11 protein-coding genes and 5 tRNA genes are annotated in these 16,205 nt (G+C 54.9%); 6 read left to right on the top strand and 10 right to left on the bottom strand.

The genetic code is table 11. From position 1 onward, the window contains the following. Nucleotides 1-2 precede the first annotated feature (2 nt). Genes rsxC through rsxA form a run of 3 tightly spaced genes read right to left on the bottom strand, consistent with a single transcriptional unit; the run spans nt 3 to nt 3,946 of the window. Nucleotides 3-2,804: an electron transport complex subunit RsxC gene (gene rsxC / locus J8Z22_RS09405; protein ID WP_252010186.1), complete on the bottom strand. Its 2,802-nt coding sequence runs from the start codon at nt 2,802-2,804 to the stop codon at nt 3-5. Nucleotides 2,805-2,812: 8 nt separating this feature from the next. Beyond that, entirely contained in the window at nt 2,813-3,364 is a 552-nt protein-coding gene (rsxB, locus tag J8Z22_RS09410; protein ID WP_028115074.1) for an electron transport complex subunit RsxB, read from the bottom strand. A gap of 3 nt (nt 3,365-3,367) precedes the next feature. Continuing rightward, on the bottom strand, nt 3,368-3,946 hold the full coding sequence (rsxA, locus tag J8Z22_RS09415; RefSeq protein ID WP_028115073.1) for an electron transport complex subunit RsxA: 579 nt from the start codon (nt 3,944-3,946) through the stop codon (nt 3,368-3,370). Between the two features lie 181 nt (nt 3,947-4,127). Between rsxA and J8Z22_RS09420 the strand changes: the two genes are divergently transcribed. From J8Z22_RS09420 to amrA, 3 genes are all read left to right on the top strand, one after another. Further along, nucleotides 4,128-5,024, top strand: coding sequence for a DMT family transporter (locus J8Z22_RS09420; protein WP_252010187.1), 897 nt, complete (start codon nt 4,128-4,130; stop codon nt 5,022-5,024). A 129-nt stretch (nt 5,025-5,153) separates the two neighbouring features. Next, nucleotides 5,154-5,474 carry a DUF6665 family protein gene (locus J8Z22_RS09425; protein WP_028115071.1) on the top strand — a complete coding sequence of 107 codons (321 nt, stop codon included), beginning with the start codon at nt 5,154-5,156 and terminating at the stop codon, nt 5,472-5,474. A 249-nt stretch (nt 5,475-5,723) separates the two neighbouring features. After that, nucleotides 5,724-6,326 (top strand): AmmeMemoRadiSam system protein A, encoded by a 603-nt coding sequence (gene amrA / locus J8Z22_RS09430; RefSeq protein WP_252010188.1) that lies wholly within the window; start codon nt 5,724-5,726, stop codon nt 6,324-6,326. Here the strand turns inward: amrA and amrS are convergent. Next, on the bottom strand, nt 6,323-7,423 hold the full coding sequence (gene amrS / locus J8Z22_RS09435) for an AmmeMemoRadiSam system radical SAM enzyme (protein WP_252010189.1): 1,101 nt from the start codon (nt 7,421-7,423) through the stop codon (nt 6,323-6,325). The genes amrA and amrS overlap by 4 nt on opposite strands. Before the next feature lie 74 nt (nt 7,424-7,497). On the opposite strand from amrS, the gene amrB reads away from it, so the two are divergent. Next, nucleotides 7,498-8,280 (top strand): AmmeMemoRadiSam system protein B, encoded by a 783-nt coding sequence (amrB, locus tag J8Z22_RS09440; protein WP_028115068.1) that lies wholly within the window; start codon nt 7,498-7,500, stop codon nt 8,278-8,280. 914 nt (nt 8,281-9,194) lie between these two features. Here the strand turns inward: amrB and J8Z22_RS09445 are convergent. The 6 genes from J8Z22_RS09445 to J8Z22_RS09470 all read right to left on the bottom strand — a co-directional run bounded on the left by J8Z22_RS09445 (nt 9,195) and on the right by J8Z22_RS09470 (nt 11,430). Next, nucleotides 9,195-10,232, bottom strand: a complete 1,038-nt coding sequence (locus tag J8Z22_RS09445) for an IS110 family transposase (RefSeq protein WP_252009391.1) — start codon at nt 10,230-10,232, stop codon at nt 9,195-9,197. A 496-nt stretch (nt 10,233-10,728) separates the two neighbouring features. Beyond that, nucleotides 10,729-10,805 (bottom strand) — tRNA-Met (locus J8Z22_RS09450). Between the two features lie 52 nt (nt 10,806-10,857). Then, a tRNA-Asn gene (locus J8Z22_RS09455) sits at nt 10,858-10,933 on the bottom strand. Between the two features lie 220 nt (nt 10,934-11,153). Then, nucleotides 11,154-11,230 (bottom strand) — tRNA-Met (locus tag J8Z22_RS09460). 8 nt (nt 11,231-11,238) lie between these two features. Continuing rightward, nucleotides 11,239-11,314 (bottom strand) — tRNA-Asn (locus J8Z22_RS09465). A 39-nt stretch (nt 11,315-11,353) separates the two neighbouring features. After that, nucleotides 11,354-11,430 (bottom strand) — tRNA-Met (locus J8Z22_RS09470). Between the two features lie 1,423 nt (nt 11,431-12,853). On the opposite strand from J8Z22_RS09470, the gene J8Z22_RS09475 reads away from it, so the two are divergent. After that, nucleotides 12,854-14,170 carry an MATE family efflux transporter gene (locus J8Z22_RS09475; protein WP_371878130.1) on the top strand — a complete coding sequence of 439 codons (1,317 nt, stop codon included), beginning with the start codon at nt 12,854-12,856 and terminating at the stop codon, nt 14,168-14,170. Beyond that, the gene (uvrB, locus tag J8Z22_RS09480; RefSeq protein ID WP_252010191.1) at nt 14,154-16,157 is read left to right on the top strand and encodes an excinuclease ABC subunit UvrB; all 2,004 of its coding nucleotides are present in this window, start codon (nt 14,154-14,156) and stop codon (nt 16,155-16,157) included. The genes J8Z22_RS09475 and uvrB overlap by 17 nt, the downstream gene beginning before the upstream one ends. Nucleotides 16,158-16,205: the final 48 nt, after the last annotated feature.

Genomic DNA, 16,205 nt, shown 5'->3' on the forward strand with positions numbered 1-16,205 from the left:
CACTACTCGTCTGATGATTTGCTGGCAGCATCACGCTGCGCTTGTTGTTTGGCTTTTGCCTTGGCGATGGCGCGGGCAATGGCGGCTTTTTTCGGGTCGACCTGTGCTGCGGGTTCGGCGGCCGGAACCGGCTCGGCGTCAGCTGAGGAGGCACTCGAGACCGGCTGGTTGCCAGTGTCGGCTGCCTGCTTGGCTTTTGCCTTGGCGATGGCGCGGGCAATGGCGGCTTTTTTCGAGTCGACCTGTGCTGCCGGTTCGGCGGCTTGAACCGGCTCGGCGTCCGCCGCGGAGGCACTCGAGACCGGCTGGTTGCCAGTGTCGGCCGCCTGCTTGGCTTTTGCCTTGGCGATGGCGCGGGCAATGGCGGCTTTTTTCGGGTCGGCCGGTACCGCGGGTTCGGCGGCAGGAACTGGCTCGGCGTCCGCCGCGGAGGCGGTCGTGACCGGCTGGTTGCCAGTGTCGGCTGCCTGCTTGGCTTTTGCCTTGGCGATGGCGCGGGCAATGGCGGCTTTCTTCGGGTCGGCCGGTGCCGCGGGTTTGGCGGCTTGAACTTGGTCGGCGTCAGCCGCGGAGGCGGTCGTGACCGACTGGTTGCCAGTGTCGGTGGCCTGCTTGGCTTTTGCCTTGGCGATGGCTCGGGCAATGGCGGCTTTTTTCGGGTCGGCCGGTGCCGCGGCTTCGGCGGCTTGAACCGGCTCGGCGTCAGTCGCTGGCTGCGTGGGCGTTTCTATGGCTGCGGTCTCGCCTTTCGCGGCGGCTTGTTTTGCTTTTGCCTTAGCGATGGCGGCGGCCACGGCGGCGTTACGCTTGCTGTCGCCAGCTTTTGCCGTTGTCTCTGTCGGTTGCGCTGGTGCCTCGGAAGCGGCGGGCTCGCCTTTCGCGGCGGCCTGCTTGGCTTTTGCCTTGGCAATGGCGGCGGCCACGGCGGCGTTACGCTTGCTGTCGCCAGCTTTTGCCGTTGTCTCTGTCGGTTGCGCTGGTGTCTCGGAAGCGGCGGGCTCGCCTTTCGTCGCGGCTTGTTTGGCTTTGGCTCGGGCAATGGCAGCGGCCACGGCGGCTTTTTTCGGATCGGGCGCCGTATTGTCACTGTTTTGAGCAGCCTTTTTGGCTTTGGCCCGTGCGATGGCAGCAGCTACGGCATCTGACTTAGGGTCTGCGCCGGCAGAGGCGGTGTCCGTGGCGGCTTTTTCGGCCTTACGGGCTCGAGCTTCGGCTTTGCGCTGAGCACGCAGGGCAGCCATGTCCTGCTCACCATCCGTGTCTGGCTTGGCTTTCTTAATCCGTGCCAGTGCCGCTTGAACGGCATCGCTGTCGGCGGCAGGGGCACTGGCTTTTCGCTTGGCTGCTGCAGCCTTGTGTCGGTTTTCCCGTTCCTGCTTTTCTTTTTCCAGTCGGGCCTGGCGGGCATCGAATCGAATTTTGGCGCGATCGGATGCCTGCTGCTTCAGGGCTTCCTGGCGCAGTGCCGACTTGGCGATGCGGTAATACTGCACAAGAGGGATGTCCGACGGGCAAACATAGGCACAGGCACCGCATTCAATGCAGTCCCTGAGGTTTAACGCCTCGGCTTTGTCGAGCTCTTTGGCCTTGGCGTGCCAGTACAGCTGTTGAGGCAGCAGTTGCTGTGGGCACGCTCGGGCACACTCTCCGCAGCGGATGCAGTTGAGCTCACGAGCGTTGCCAGGCATCTCTTTACGAGATGGCACCAGAATGCAGTTGGTGGATTTGATCACTGGCGCCTTCAGGCTCGGCAGGGTAAAGCCCATCATCGGGCCTCCCATGATCACCTTTTGCCCTAGCAGTTGCGGGTTAAAACGGGTCTGTTTCAGCAGCCAGTCGATAGGGCTGCCTAGGCGAACCCAGTAGTTACCTGGTTGCTTGGTGCGCTGGCCGGTGACGGTGACAACCCGTTCAATCAGGGGTTCGCCGTCAAATAGGGCGCGCTTGATAGCAAACACGGAACCGACGTTTTGCATCACCATTCCCAGCTGGGCAGGAATTTTACCCGAAGGTACTTCCTGACCCGTGAGGATCTGTACCAGTTGTTTTTCGCTTCCCGATGGGTATTTGGTGGGGATGACTTTGATCTGCAGTTGTTTAGGGTCAAAGTCGCTGGTTTTCACCGCTTGTTCGATGGCGGCAATGGCCTGAGGTTTGTTGTCCTCGATCGCAAACAGAATGCGCTCGGGTGACAGTAGTTTGTCCAACACCGTCAGCCCTTGAACAATTTCACTGGCAAACTCCCGCATTAGGGTGTCGTCGGCGGTGATGTAGGGTTCGCACTCGGCGGCGTTGATCAGCAAGTATTTTACTGGCTGAATCGGATTGAGTTTTATGTGGCTTGGGAAGGTGGCGCCCCCCAGGCCAGCGATGCCGGCATTGAGAATGGTTGCCAGAATCTCGGTGTTGTTCATCCCAGCCAGGCTGTCACGACGGGTGAGCGAACACCAATGGTCTTCGCCATCCGGCTTCAGGGTGATGGTGGTTTCTGGCAGGCCCGATGGGTGAGCCGAGACCCAGTCGCCGATGGCTTCGATGGTGCCTGACGTGGGGGCATGCACGGGCAGTGCCATGGGCGCGCTGGGCTGGGTCAGCGGCTGGCCTTTTAACACCCGGTCGCCGACCTTAACCAGCAGGCTGCCGGGTTGGCCGATGTGCTGAGTGATCGGAATGTAGAACTGTTCCGGCAGTGGCAGCGTGTCAATGGGCGTTTGGTTGGACAGGGTTTTGTTTTCTGGCGGATGGATGCCACCTGCAAAGGTCCACAGAGTACCACTGTCGATTTGTTCGGTTAGAGTTTGCATAAATTCGGTTACTCCACCTCTTTGACGGCGATCCGGTTCAGATCCCAGTTCCAGTTTTGTTTTGTGGTTTTCACAGGGATCATATCGATGCAGTCAACCGGGCAGGGGGCTACGCACAGGTCGCAGCCGGTACAATCTTTGGCAATCACCGTATGCATCTGTTTGCCGGTACCGACGATGGCGTCCACCGGGCAGGCTTGAATGCACTTAGTGCAACCGATGCACTCGTCTTCACGAATGTAGGCCACACGGGCGATCTGTTCTCCCCCCTCCAGAGGCTCGGGCTCGACGCCCATCATGTCAGCGAGTTTTTGAATCACCGCATCGCCACCAGGGGGACAGAGGTTAATGGGGGCTGCACCCGAGGCGATGGCCTCGGCATAGGGGCGGCAGCCCGGGTAGCCACACTGACCACATTGGGTCTGTGGCAGGGTGTTGTCTATCTGTTCAACAATGGGGTCGGACTCCACCTTAAAGCGGATGGAGGCATACCCCAGAATGACACCGAAAAACAGGGCCAGTCCGGCCAGTACTACAACGGCTATTAGGATACTGCTCATGGTCTATTTCACCAGCCCGGTAAAGCCCATAAAGGCCAGTGACATCAATCCGGCGGTCACCATGGCGATAGAAGCGCCCTTGAACGGGGCGGGCACATCGGCGGCGGCCAGTCGTTCGCGCATGGCGGAAAACAGCACCAGCACTAAAGAGAAACCTACGGCGGCACCGAAGCCATAGATCAGTGAGCCAAACAGATCATGTTGTTCCTGTACGTTCAGCAGGGCTACCCCCAGTACCGCACAGTTGGTGGTGATCAGTGGCAGGTAGATCCCCAGTACTCGGTACAGGGAGGCGCTGGTTTTGCGTACCACCATCTCGGTGAACTGCACCACCACGGCGATGACCAAAATAAAGGCCAGGGTGCGCAGGTACACCAAATCGAAAGGGATAAGCAGGTACTTGTTGATCAGATAGCTGCACAATGAGGCGAGCGTGAGAACAAAAGTGGTGGCCATCGACATACCGATGGCGGACTCAACCTTACCGGACACCCCCATGAAGGGGCACAGTCCCAGGAATTTCACCAGGACAAAGTTGTTGACCAGAATGGTGCCAACAAGAAGGAGCAGATACTCTGACATTCGTTTGAGGCTCGGGATACACTTAGCCCTCTATTATCGGTAATTGATTGCACTTAAACAACTGAAGACAAATAGGGTTATTCACAGAATAAATAGAAAGCGTGATCTTTGGCGGTTAACTGACTACCATATCGACGTTTTTGGCGAGAGCCATGTTGTCACCGGGCTGGGAAACAGAGAATTGAAGGGACGTACCGCCGAAATGGCGTTGATTGTGGCGATGATTTTGTGGGCCAGCAGTTTTATTGCACTGAAAGTGGCATTTCAGAGTTATGACCCCTGGACGGTGATTGCCGGGCGGATGTGGATCGCCTGTCTGTGCTTTGCGTTTTTCTGGCCTAAGTTGTTCAATTTCCAGTATCAAAAAGGCGATTGGAAGATTTTGCTGATAATGGCCGCAGTGGAGCCGAGTCTGTACTTTATCCTGGAAGGGTTAGCATTGCAGTATACCAGTGCCGGTCAGGCTGGCATGGTAACGTCGTTGGCACCGCTGCTTACCGCCATCGTGGCCTTTATCGTCCTCAAAGAGCGTATCACCAAAATTGCCGCCGTAGGTCTGTGCATCGCCATTGCCGGAGTGATGGTTTTGGGCTCGGCCGGCGATGTAACCGAATCTGCGCCTAATCCGCTGCTGGGAAACACCCTTGAGTTAGGTGCCATGTTGTGTGCCGCCATTTTTAGTGTGTGTCTTAAATTGCTGAGCGAACGCTACTCCGCGTTGACGCTCACGGCCTACATGTCCGCTGTTGGGGCACTGTTTTTCACGCCATTGGCGTTGGTCAAAGGCGGGCCATGGTATTTCAGCGTCGAGCCCATCTTGTCCATTGTATTCCTTGGGGCCTTTGTGACTCTGGGAGCGTACTTGCTGTACAACTATGCGATTGCTCATATGTCGGTGTCGCGGGCGTCAATGTTTGTAAACCTGATTCCTGTGTTTACCGTTGTTCTGGCCTATCTGATTTTGGATGAACGGCTGAATCAGACCCAGTTAATCGCCAGCGTGGTGGTCCTGCTGGGAGTGGGCTTGAGTCAGGTCAAGCCGCGCAAAGCGGCGCATGCCCAGACTCAGTCATCCTGATGGCCTTTGATGGCTAAAGCGAGACGGATTCAACAGTGAACAACGAGCGGTGCAATTTGACCCTGGTTGGAGTATAAAAAAGAGTTGTCCCTACTGGGTAAGCCTTCAGCGAAAGGGAGCTGCAACCCTATGCAAAAGTTTGGTCTGGACAGTTTACGCTCTGACAAGTACAGCTCACTGGAGTCGGAGATCGCCAAGGAAAAGGCGACCACTCTTGGCCGGGCGGGTAAGCGACTTCAACAGGCGATCGATCACTATTATGCCGACATCGACGGGGCCGGAGAAAGCCAGCGCCAAAGCCTGGTTGAGGCTGTGACCGATGCGGTTTGGGCTTTGATCTTGCAGCGGGAGTTTTCCGGGTTCTGCCACCAGAACCTGGAGTGGATTACCGAGCACTATGACGTGCCGCAGGAAGCCATCAGCCGTTTGGGTAAGCAGCCGCATAAATAGCCGTTGCACTGTTGCTCGAGCAGGTAAGAGCGGCGAGGTGCCGAGCTTGAAATCACCCTCCGCCGTGCCGCACACGATTCGGTTGCTACCGCGTTGTAATTAACCCTTTGCCGTACCCGAGAACGTGGGTACCCGGTGTCTTTTCTCACTGTATCCGACAGGGGTTAGGCGTTATGCCTGAGTTCTGGCTGGATGTGGGCTCTGTGCTACGCTGACGGAAACGGTGACAGAGAATGACAGGAGTCGAGGATGGCAGAGAGGACTGAAGCGAAGGCGGCTGAGGACCGGCGCGGACTCGGGACAATCGAGCGCCGTCAATTGCTGATGCTGGCTCGGGACAGCATTGAATACGGCCTCAGTCACGGTTGCAGGCAACCACTGTCCGGTTTTACCGACGCTGTCTTTCGTCATCATGCCGCCTGTTTCGTAACCCTGACTAAAGCCGGTGCATTACGTGGCTGTGTTGGAACTCTGGTTGCGAATCAGTCGCTGGCCGAGACCATAGCCTATTTTTCCTATTCGGCGGCGTTTGAAGACCGTCGTTTTGAGCCGCTGGCGGCCAAGGAGTTGGCTCTGGTCCGTATTGGCATATCGGTGCTGTCGAAACAACAGCCGATGAGCGTTGCCAGTGATGCCCAATTACTGAAAATGGTGTCACCGGGCAAGGATGGCTTGACGGTCAGTTGTGGCCGTCACCATGCGACGTTTTTGCCACAGGTATGGGAGTCGCTACCGGAGCCGAGGGCGTTTGTGTCTGCACTAAAAGCTAAAGCCGGCTTATCAAGTGATTTCTGGAGTCCCGAAATGCGCTGGTTCCGCTATGAGGTGGAGTCCTTTTCTGAGCCGGGTTAGGGGCTGATGCGGAACGGAATTCGTTGTCGGCCAAAATGGCCAGGCTCAGCGTCAAACACACCGTCCACAAGGGTGTCGCACTTCGGGCAGCGACCGCCATCCAGATGCCAGTGAGTAAGTTGGTACCAATCTCTTCCAATCAGTAGAGAACCGCAATGGGGGCACCAGGTGCTGTCACTGGCGGGATCATGCACATTTCCAACGTACACGTAGTTGAGCCCGGCTTCTTGAGCGATGCGCCTTGCTCGCAGCAGAGTGGCTTTGGGGGTGCGGGGTTTATCCATCATGTGAAAATCGGGATGAAATGCGCTGAAGTGCAGCGGTACGTTGGGTCCCAGGTTGTCAATCAGCCAACGGCACATAGCCTGAGTCTCTTGCGGATCGTCGTTTTCACCCGGAATGAGCAGGGTGGTGATCTCCAGCCAAACCTGGGTTTCGTGTTTCAGATAGAGCAGGGTATCGAGTACGTCTGCCAGGTGACCATGACAGATCTTGCGGTAGAAGCGTTCACTGAAGGCTTTCAGATCGATATTGGCAGCGTCCATGTGGTGGAAAAACGCTTTTCTGGGTGCCGGGTCGATGTAGCCGGCACTGACGGCCACAGAGCGCACTCCCAACTCATGGCAGGCAATGGCGGTGTCGACGGCGTACTCGAGAAAGATCACCGGGTCGTTGTAGGTGAATGCCACACTGGCACAGCCCAACCGTTTGGCGGTGCTGGCCAAAGCCTCAGGCATAGCGGCATCTGCCAGGGTGTCCCATTGTCTGGATTTGCTGATATTCCAGTTTTGGCAGAACTCACAACTCAGGTTGCAACCTGCGGTACCAAAGGACAACACCGAAGTACCAGGGAGAAAGTGGTTTAGTGGTTTTTTTTCTATGGGGTCGATGCAAAAACCGCTGGAGCGTCCATAACTGGTCAGTACGATTTTGTTCTGGTGGTTGGCGCGAACGAAACAGGCACCACGTTTCCCTTCCCTAAGCTGGCAGTGCCGCGGACACAAATCGCACTGCACCCGACCGTCGGCTAGACGATGCCAGTAACGGGTGGGGTGAAACTGTGGTGGTGAGGCGATCGCCCTGTTGTTCCTTAACATGGCCGGACTCCGATTACCTTTGGCTGAAAATCGAGTACGCTTTAAGTATACCTCTGTGCAGATAAGGAGGGGGTATGAGTGTACGTGCAACGGCGGTCGCCGGCAGTTTCTATCCTGATGATCCCGCAATACTGGCGGAGCAGTTAGATCAATTGGTCACTCCAGGGCATGCCTTGGGAATGCCAAAAGCGATCATAGTCCCTCATGCCGGCTATGCCTATTCCGGCGCAGTGGCCGGCCGACTTTTCGGCTCGTTGGATGCCATCGCCGGTCATGTCAGTCGAGTGATAATGTTGGGTCCCAGTCACCGACTGGCCTTCGAAGGAATCGCGTTACCCGGTGTGGACGGTTTTGATACGCCCTTTGGTGTGGTGGAGATAGACACCGCCGCGTGTCAACGCTTGCTGGATATCGATGGCATAGAGATTCGCGATGAAGCGCACCAGCAAGAGCATTCCCTCGAAGTGCAGTTGCCTTTTATCAAGCGTTGCTTCTCTAACGCCCGCATTGTCCCTCTGCTGGTGGGCAGTGCCTCGGCCACCCTGGTGGCAAAAGCAATGAAGCGCCTGTGGGGGGGCGATGAGACCCTGGTGGTGGTTAGTTCGGATCTCAGTCATTTTATGGAGTATGCCAAGGCGAAAGACAAAGACAGGGGAACCTGTCATCGCATCGAGACCCTTGATGGGCCGCTGCATGGTGAGGATGCCTGCGGATGTCGCGCCATTAATGGGTTGATGCTGTTGGCCAAAGAACGAGGCATGCAGGTACGCTGTATGGAATACCTGAATTCTGGTGATACCGCCGGTGATAAAGAGCGGGTGGTGGGCTACGCCAGCTTTGCGGTTTATGAGGGCTAGCGGGCAGTGGGAGTGTTAACCCAGGCTGATGGCGTCCACTTTAACCAGCCATAACGTCGCACCTCTTCGTGTCGCCCTTGCGAACGCGAGGGGCCAGTGGCTTTGGGTTTGATTGTGAAAAAAGACACTGGGTACCCGCCTACGCGGGCACGACGGAGGGATGATTGGACGTTGAGTGGTAATCACCAATGCTGAGCTCTGCCGTCGCCACGGTAGAGCAGATTTCCCGCAAACCCATCCAATCAGTACCGTCGCCCTTGCGAACGCGAGGGCCAGTGGCTTTGGGTTTGATTGTGAAAAAAGACACTGGGTACCCGCATCCGCGGGCACGACAGAGGGGTGATTGGACGTTGAGTGGTAACCACCAATGCTGAGCTCTGCCGTCGCCACGGTAGAGCAGATTTCCCGCAAACCCATCCAATTAGTACCGTCGCCCTTGCGAACGCGAGGGGCCAGTGGCTTTGGGTTTGATTGTGAAAAAAGACACTGGGTACCCGCCTACGCGGGCACGACGGAGGGATGATTGGACGTTGAGTGGTAATCACCAATGCTGAGCTCTGCCGTTGCCACGGTAGAGCAGATTTCCCGCAAACCCATCCAATCAGTACTGTCGCCCTTGCGAACGCGAGGGGCCAGTGGCTTTGGGTTTGATTGTGAAAAAAGACGTATATGGACGCCCCTGCAACTGCAAGACTTTGATGAGGTCGGTTTGCGGACGTATATCCGGCGTCTGTTTTACCTTCTCGAGGTAGCGCCATAATGTGGTCCGAACCTGGCAGCCTACACGCTGGGACGACATTTACTGTCGGTCTTATTTCAGGCTCTTGCCAGGCCGGATTACCGTTTGTTCATCAAGGTTTGCAAACTCAGGTTACGCGGTACTCACTGCACCTCCCTGGCTTCAGGGAGCTTAACTACTTGGTTACTGCAAACGCATGGGTCAGTTCAAACTTGTTGCCGCTGACCGTCATGCTCCAGGCTATTCGCGCCAGCTTGTTCGCTAACGCCACTATCGCTTTACGCTTACCTCGGCGCACTATTAGCTTGTTCAGCCATCGCCCCAGTCTGTCATTTCGGTTCGACACATGAGCAAATACCGCTCTCGCTCCGTGTATCAGCAACACCCTCAACTGCTTATTCCCGGCCTTGGTGATGCTGCCTAACCGGGTCTTGCCTCCGGTACTCCGCTGCTTGGGAACCAGGCCGCACCAAGCCGACAACTGCCGGCCATTAGAGAACTGAAGACCATCACCCACTTCACTGACGAAAGCCGCCGCAACTATAGGACCGAATCCGGGGATGCCCTGCAGCAATTGATATCGAGGCTGCTGTTTACACAACTGATGAATATCCTGCTCTAGGGCTTTGATTTCCTCATCCAGAGCCTTTAGTTCGCTCTGCATTCTCAACAATAACCCCCGCATGACAACACTCAGGTCGTTATCACCGTCCTCTATCGTGTCTGGGAGCTCTTTCCTCAGCACCTTTATCCCTGTGCCGAAGTTCACACCATACTCCCCTGCTAAGCCGCGCATCTGACAAGCAAGGGCGGTTCGGTATTCAACCATCCTCTGCCGAACGCAGCGCAAAGCCTTTATGTCTTGCTGCTCGACGGTCTTTATGGGAACCGAGTGCAGCTTCGGCCGGAACGCCGCTTCGCAGATAGCTAACGCATCATTGGCATCATTCTTCTGCGCTGACACCATCGGCTTAACGTGTTGCGCGGGGATGAGCTTCACCTGATAGCCAGCCTGCTCAAGCCGCCTTCCCCAATAGTGGGAGCGGGCACAAGACTCCATGGCCACCAACGTTTTAGCAGGAAAGTTGCGCAGGGTATGAAGCAACTTCTCCCTTTTGACCTTGCGGTTCCATAGGATTGAACCATCCTCCTGCAGAACACATACCTGAAAAACACTCTTGGCTAAATCGATTCCAATGGCTTTAATAGACATGATGGACGCTCCTCTGGGAATTATGTTTCGCAACTTAATTCTGGCGCATTTGACGCCGTATCGTAGGGGGGCGTCCATCACATCACTGGGTACCCGCCTACGCGGGCACGACACAGGGATGATTGGACGTTGAGTGGTAATCACCAATGCTGAGCTCTGCCGTCGCCACGGTAGAGCAGATTTACCGCAAACCGATCCAACTAGCACCGTCGCCCTAGCGAACGCGAGGGGCCAGTGGCTTTTAGCCTCAGGGTTATGACAAACAGGCCTCAGTGCCAATGCGATGTGCAGGACTTTCTTTATCGCAATAAAAAAGCTCCAGCCTTGCGGCCAGAGCTTCATTATAAGTTGGTTGCGGGGCCTGATTGAACCGGCAGGCGTTCCTGTGATGGCCTGAGGGTTATGACAAACAGGCCTCAGCGCCAATGCGGTGTACAGGACTTTCTTTATCGTAATAAAAAAGCTCCAGCCTTGCGGCTAGAGCTTCATTATAAGTTGGTTGCGGGGGCCAGATTTGAACTGACGACCTTCGGGTTATGAGCCCGACGAGCTACCAGGCTGCTCCACCCCGCGACCGAAACTCTTTAGACTGTCGTTGATGGTCATCAACAACAAACCTAGAAATTGGCTCCCCCTGCTGGACTTGAACCAGCGACATATGGATTAACAGTCCACCGTTCTACCGACTGAACTAAGGGGGAATCGCACTGTTGAGTGTTTATACTCCCTCCGGAGCCAACTCCCTGTTTTAACAGTCCACGTGGTGTTAAACCGACTGAACTAAGGGGGAATCGCATTGTTGAGTGCTTATACTCCCTCCGGAGCCAACTCCCTGTTTTTAACAGTCCACGTGGTGTTAAACCGACTGAACTAAGGGGAATCGCATTGTTGAGTGATTTGACTCTCTCCAGAGTAAGAAGTTGGTTGCGGGGGCCAGATTTGAACTGACGACCTTCGGGTTATGAGCCCGACGAGCTACCAGGCTGCTCCACCCCGCGACCGAAATTGGCTCCCCCTGCTGGACTTGAACCAGCGACATATGGATTAACAGTCCACCGTTCTACCGACTGAACTAAGGGGGAATCGCATTGTTGAGTGATTTGACTCTCTCCAGAGTTAAGTGGTTGCGGGGGCCAGATTTGAACTGACGACCTTCGGGTTATGAGCCCGACGAGCTACCAGGCTGCTCCACCCCGCGTCCGTATTGCTTTCACCACACCAGACAACTGGTTGCCTGTTTGCCGAAAACGGGGCGCATATTAAGCCGCTAACGGTAAGCTGTCAACTCCCGTCGAACAAAAAACTGCATCTGACCAATCAGTTGCCTATGTAGTGCCCAACATACCGATTTTCATCATTAAAAAGAATACCTCAAGGCTGGAATCTGCGCACAAAAAAATGCCCTCACAACTGTGACGGCGATGCTCGCTTGCTAAACGTTCGCCACCAGCAGTGACAAGATAATCGATGGATTTAAGATGGTTCGTTCATTTTCCAGACTGATTGATACTTTAGCCTTTGCTCAAGCGCCGAATAGGCGTTAGCCCGTCGCAATTTCAGAGACTTCCATCGCGTCTGATTGCGTCCCGCCAATCGGGGCCACTCTAAATTGCCGGTGACAAGCAGGGCATTCCACTTGGGGTGGGGTGTTAGTGGCCGTGTCAGGGGCGGCTCGCCCCAGTAGCAGTTGCTCATTGCCACAATTGCACACCCAGGCGGCGTTAGTACCGGTGGCGATGGCTTTTCCTCGAGAACCGTCCAGATAGACCACCTCGATCTGTGTGCGTTTTGGGGACATCGCTGAAATACCTTTTGGCTGAAGTGTTTATTAGGAGTCACTCTACTGCCTCGCAGCGGTGCTTTCAAAGAGGCTGTTTGTTGTAGACGAGGTCAAGACAGAAAGCGGGCAGGGTGTTTCTAACGACTGTCACTTGAGGGAAATGATTGTCAGTGATGTAAGAGATCGCTGCGAACTCGATTGGGCGGTCGTGAGGGTGGTGCTGGTTTGAACGAGGGCAGCATCGCTTAGGTTGTCGATATCTTAAGCATGCGATGGGCGAAGGTCACACTTTTAGGGCGCTATGGTGATACAATCCCGACTAAATTGGTTGGTCGTTTAAACTTGATTTTCAGTCATGTTGTGTCGTTGTCGATTTTCTCATCAGCCTGGAAAAACTTGTTGATTTGCTTGACACAAGCTCAGTGTGTTTAACGTATAAGTTTTTTCGAATGTTGCCGTTTCGACTATTGACATCTCTCTAGTGCACGCCGCTCAAGGGGTTTCAAGCTTTATCCACTGTTTTTGTGGATAACTGTGTTAGTTAAAGTTATGCAAATTGCTGTAATGCCTGCCACAATGGGCTTCATGTCGATTTCCACAGGCGCTGTGAGTAACTGGCTGCCTATATAAAACAACAACTTAAGAATGACCTCTCAAGTGGTCATTAAAATGCACAACATTTAAATGTTTGTTTGATTGCAGCTTCAGAAGCTGTGTATTAAATGACAGATTTTGTGCCAAAAGCGTCATTTATGCGCATATTTGAACTATTGGAGGCCAAGTGAGCCGAACGACTGTCCATGACCTGACTCAAGGCAGTGTGAACACACAATTATGGCGAATGACCTGGCCAATGCTGATTGCCATGTCGATGATGATGACCTTCAACTTCGTCGATGCCTATTTTGTCAGCTTGCTGGGAACGGCCGAGTTGGCGGCATTCAGTTTTACCTTTCCGGTAACCTTCACGGTGATCAGTCTGGTCATTGGTTTGGGCGTGGGCACCTCGGCAACGGTGGCCAGCAGTCAGGGTAAAGGCGACAGCGAATTGGCACGGCATCAGGGTGGTGTAGCGGTGGTGCTGTCTGCGGTGTTGGTGATGCTGCTCTGTGCCTTGGTTTGGCTGTTGCACGACGGCATTTTTGTGTTGATTGGTGCCGATCAAGCGACGTTGCCGGTCATTGCTCAGTTTATGGATGTGTGGTTGATAGGTGGCGTATTTGTGGCCTTCCCAATGGTGGGTAATGCGGTGTTGCGCGCCAATGGCAATACGCGATTGCCCAGCATGGTCATGGCGTCTAGCGCGGCCATGAACGTAATTCTGGATCCGATTTTGATCTTTGGTTTAGGGCCAATTCCGGCGATGGGGCTGACCGGAGCGGCTTTGGCGACGGTGCTGGCGTATGCCTTCAGTTCGGCCATCATTCTGTACATGCTGTTTATCCAGATGAAAGCCATTGCCTGGAAGGCCAGTTGGAATTGCCGGCTGCAGTCGGCAAAAACCATCTTGGCCATCGGCTTACCGGCGTCCAGTTCCAACATGCTGACTCCAGTCGCTATGGCGGGTATGACTGCCATTATTGCTCAATATGGCCATGAGGCGGTGGCGGCGTTTGGAGTCGGAGGTCGGCTGGAGTCGCTGGTTACCCTGGTGATTTTAACGCTGTCCATGACACTGCCACCGTTTATCAGTCAGAATTACGCTGCGGGGCGGCACGATCGCGTTCGTCAAGCTTATCTGGGCACCATTAAGTTTGTCTTGGTTTTTCAGGGGGCGGTGTACTTACTGTTGCTGTTGCTGTCCTCCTTTATCGGCGATGCGTTCGGACAAGATAAAGCGGTGGCAGAGATCATTGTTCTGTTGGTCACCATTCTGCCGTTGGCCTACGGGGCTCAGGGGGTGGTTATCCTATCCAATTCCAGCCTAAATGCCTTGCATAAACCGATGTTGGCTTTGGGGCTGAACCTGGTCCGCCTATTTGTCATGTATCTGCCTCTGGCATTCATTGGTGGTAAAATTGCCGGCCTGACCGGGGTGTTTGTGGGTGCGGCCATTGCCAACTTGATCACCGGCGTAATCGCCTGGCGTACCGTCTGCGGTCAGTTGTGTCCAGTTAAAGAATCGACCTCCGAGGAACCCAATGAGTCGACCGTTTAAGCTTTGTTCGCCTTTTAAACCGGCAGGAGATCAGCCGGAAGCCATTGCCAAGATGATCGACGGCATTGACAGTGGCTTGGCTCACCAGACGCTGCTGGGAGTAACCGGCTCTGGCAAGACTTACTCCATGGCCAATGTGATTGCCGAACTTGGTCGGCCAACCATTATCATGGCCCCAAATAAAACCTTGGCAGCTCAACTGTATGGTGAAATGAAAGAGTTTTTCCCGGAAAACTCGGTCGAGTACTTCGTTTCTTATTACGACTATTATCAGCCAGAAGCTTATGTGCCGGCGTCCGATACCTTTATCGAGAAAGATGCCTCCATCAACGATCACATTGAGCAGATGCGGCTGTCGGCCACCAAAGCGCTGATGGAGCGTAAAGATGTGGTGTTGGTGGCTTCGGTGTCGGCCATCTACGGTCTTGGGGATCCTAAGGCCTACATGGCCATGTTGTTGCATTTGCGCCAGGGTGACATCATTAATCAGCGTGACATGCTGAAGCGGCTGGCGGAGCTGCAGTACACCCGCAATGATATGGCGTTCGAGCGCGGCACGTTTCGAGTACGTGGAGAGGTTATCGACATCTTCCCGGCGGATTCCGAGCGTCATGCGGTGCGGGTCGAGTTGTTTGATGAAGAGGTCGAGCGAATCACTCTGTTTGATCCCCTCACCGGCGCTCTTGAAAAAGAGGTCGCACGGGCCACGGTATACCCGAAAACCCACTACGTCACACCGCGTGAGACGGTGCTTGAGGCGATTGAGCACATCAAGGCGGAGCTCAAAGTGCGCCATCAGTATTTGCTGGATAACAATAAGTTGATCGAGGCGCAGCGGATCAAAGAACGCACTCAATTTGATATTGAGATGATGTTGGAGCTGGGGTATTGCTCCGGCATTGAAAACTACTCTCGTTACCTGTCAGGGCGGGCCCCAGGAGAGCCGCCGCCGACGCTGCTCGATTACTTGCCCGATGACGGATTGTTGGTGATTGATGAGTCCCACGTAACGGTGCCTCAGATTGGGGCCATGTACAAAGGCGATCGCTCCCGAAAAGAGACTCTGGTGGAGTATGGGTTTCGATTGCCGTCGGCCATGGACAACCGGCCATTGAAGTTTGAGGAGTTTGAGTCCATCACTCCGCAGACGGTGTTTATCTCGGCCACGCCGGGCAAATACGAGCTGGAAAAATCCCATGATGAGGTGATCGATCAGGTGGTTCGTCCAACCGGTCTGCTCGACCCAGAACTGGAAGTCCGCCCGGTCGCCACCCAAGTGGACGATCTGCTGTCCGAAGCCAGAAAACGCATCGAAGTGGGCGAGCGGGTGTTGGTGACCACACTGACCAAGCGCATGGCGGAAGATCTGAGTGAGTACCTCGATGAGCATGGTATTAAGGTGCGCTACCTGCACTCGGACATTGATACCGTCGAGCGGATGGAGATCATTCGTGATCTGCGCCTGGGTGAGTTTGATGTGCTGGTCGGCATTAACTTGTTGCGAGAAGGCTTGGACATGCCCGAAGTATCGCTGGTAGCGATTCTGGATGCGGATAAGGAGGGCTTCTTGCGCTCCGATCGGTCGCTGATCCAGACTATTGGCCGGGCGGCGAGAAACCTCAATGGTAAGGCAATCCTATATGCCGATCGCATCACCGGTTCGATGAGGCGGGCAATGGACGAGACCAATCGCCGCCGGGACAAGCAACAGGCCCATAACCAGGCCCACGGTATTGTGCCTACCGGTTTGAATAAGAAGATCACCGATGTAATGGACATTGGCGGACGTCCTGGTCAGCAGAGTGGTAAACGCCGGGTGGCAGAACCTAAGCCTGTCTACCAGCCAGTGGATCCCAAAGCGTTGGCCAAAGAGATTAAGTCTCTGGAAACCAAAATGTATGAGCATGCACGCAACCTCGAGTTTGAGGAGGCCGCGTCGGTTCGGGATCAGATTGAGGCGCTCAGACAGCAACTGGCCGCCGGATAGCCCATACTTAAGGCTGAGAAAGGGCGCCATTGGCGCTCACTCAGACTT

The sequence above is a fragment of the Ferrimonas sp. SCSIO 43195 genome, from assembly GCF_023716685.1.
GTDB lineage: Bacteria > Pseudomonadota > Gammaproteobacteria > Enterobacterales > Shewanellaceae > Ferrimonas > Ferrimonas kyonanensis.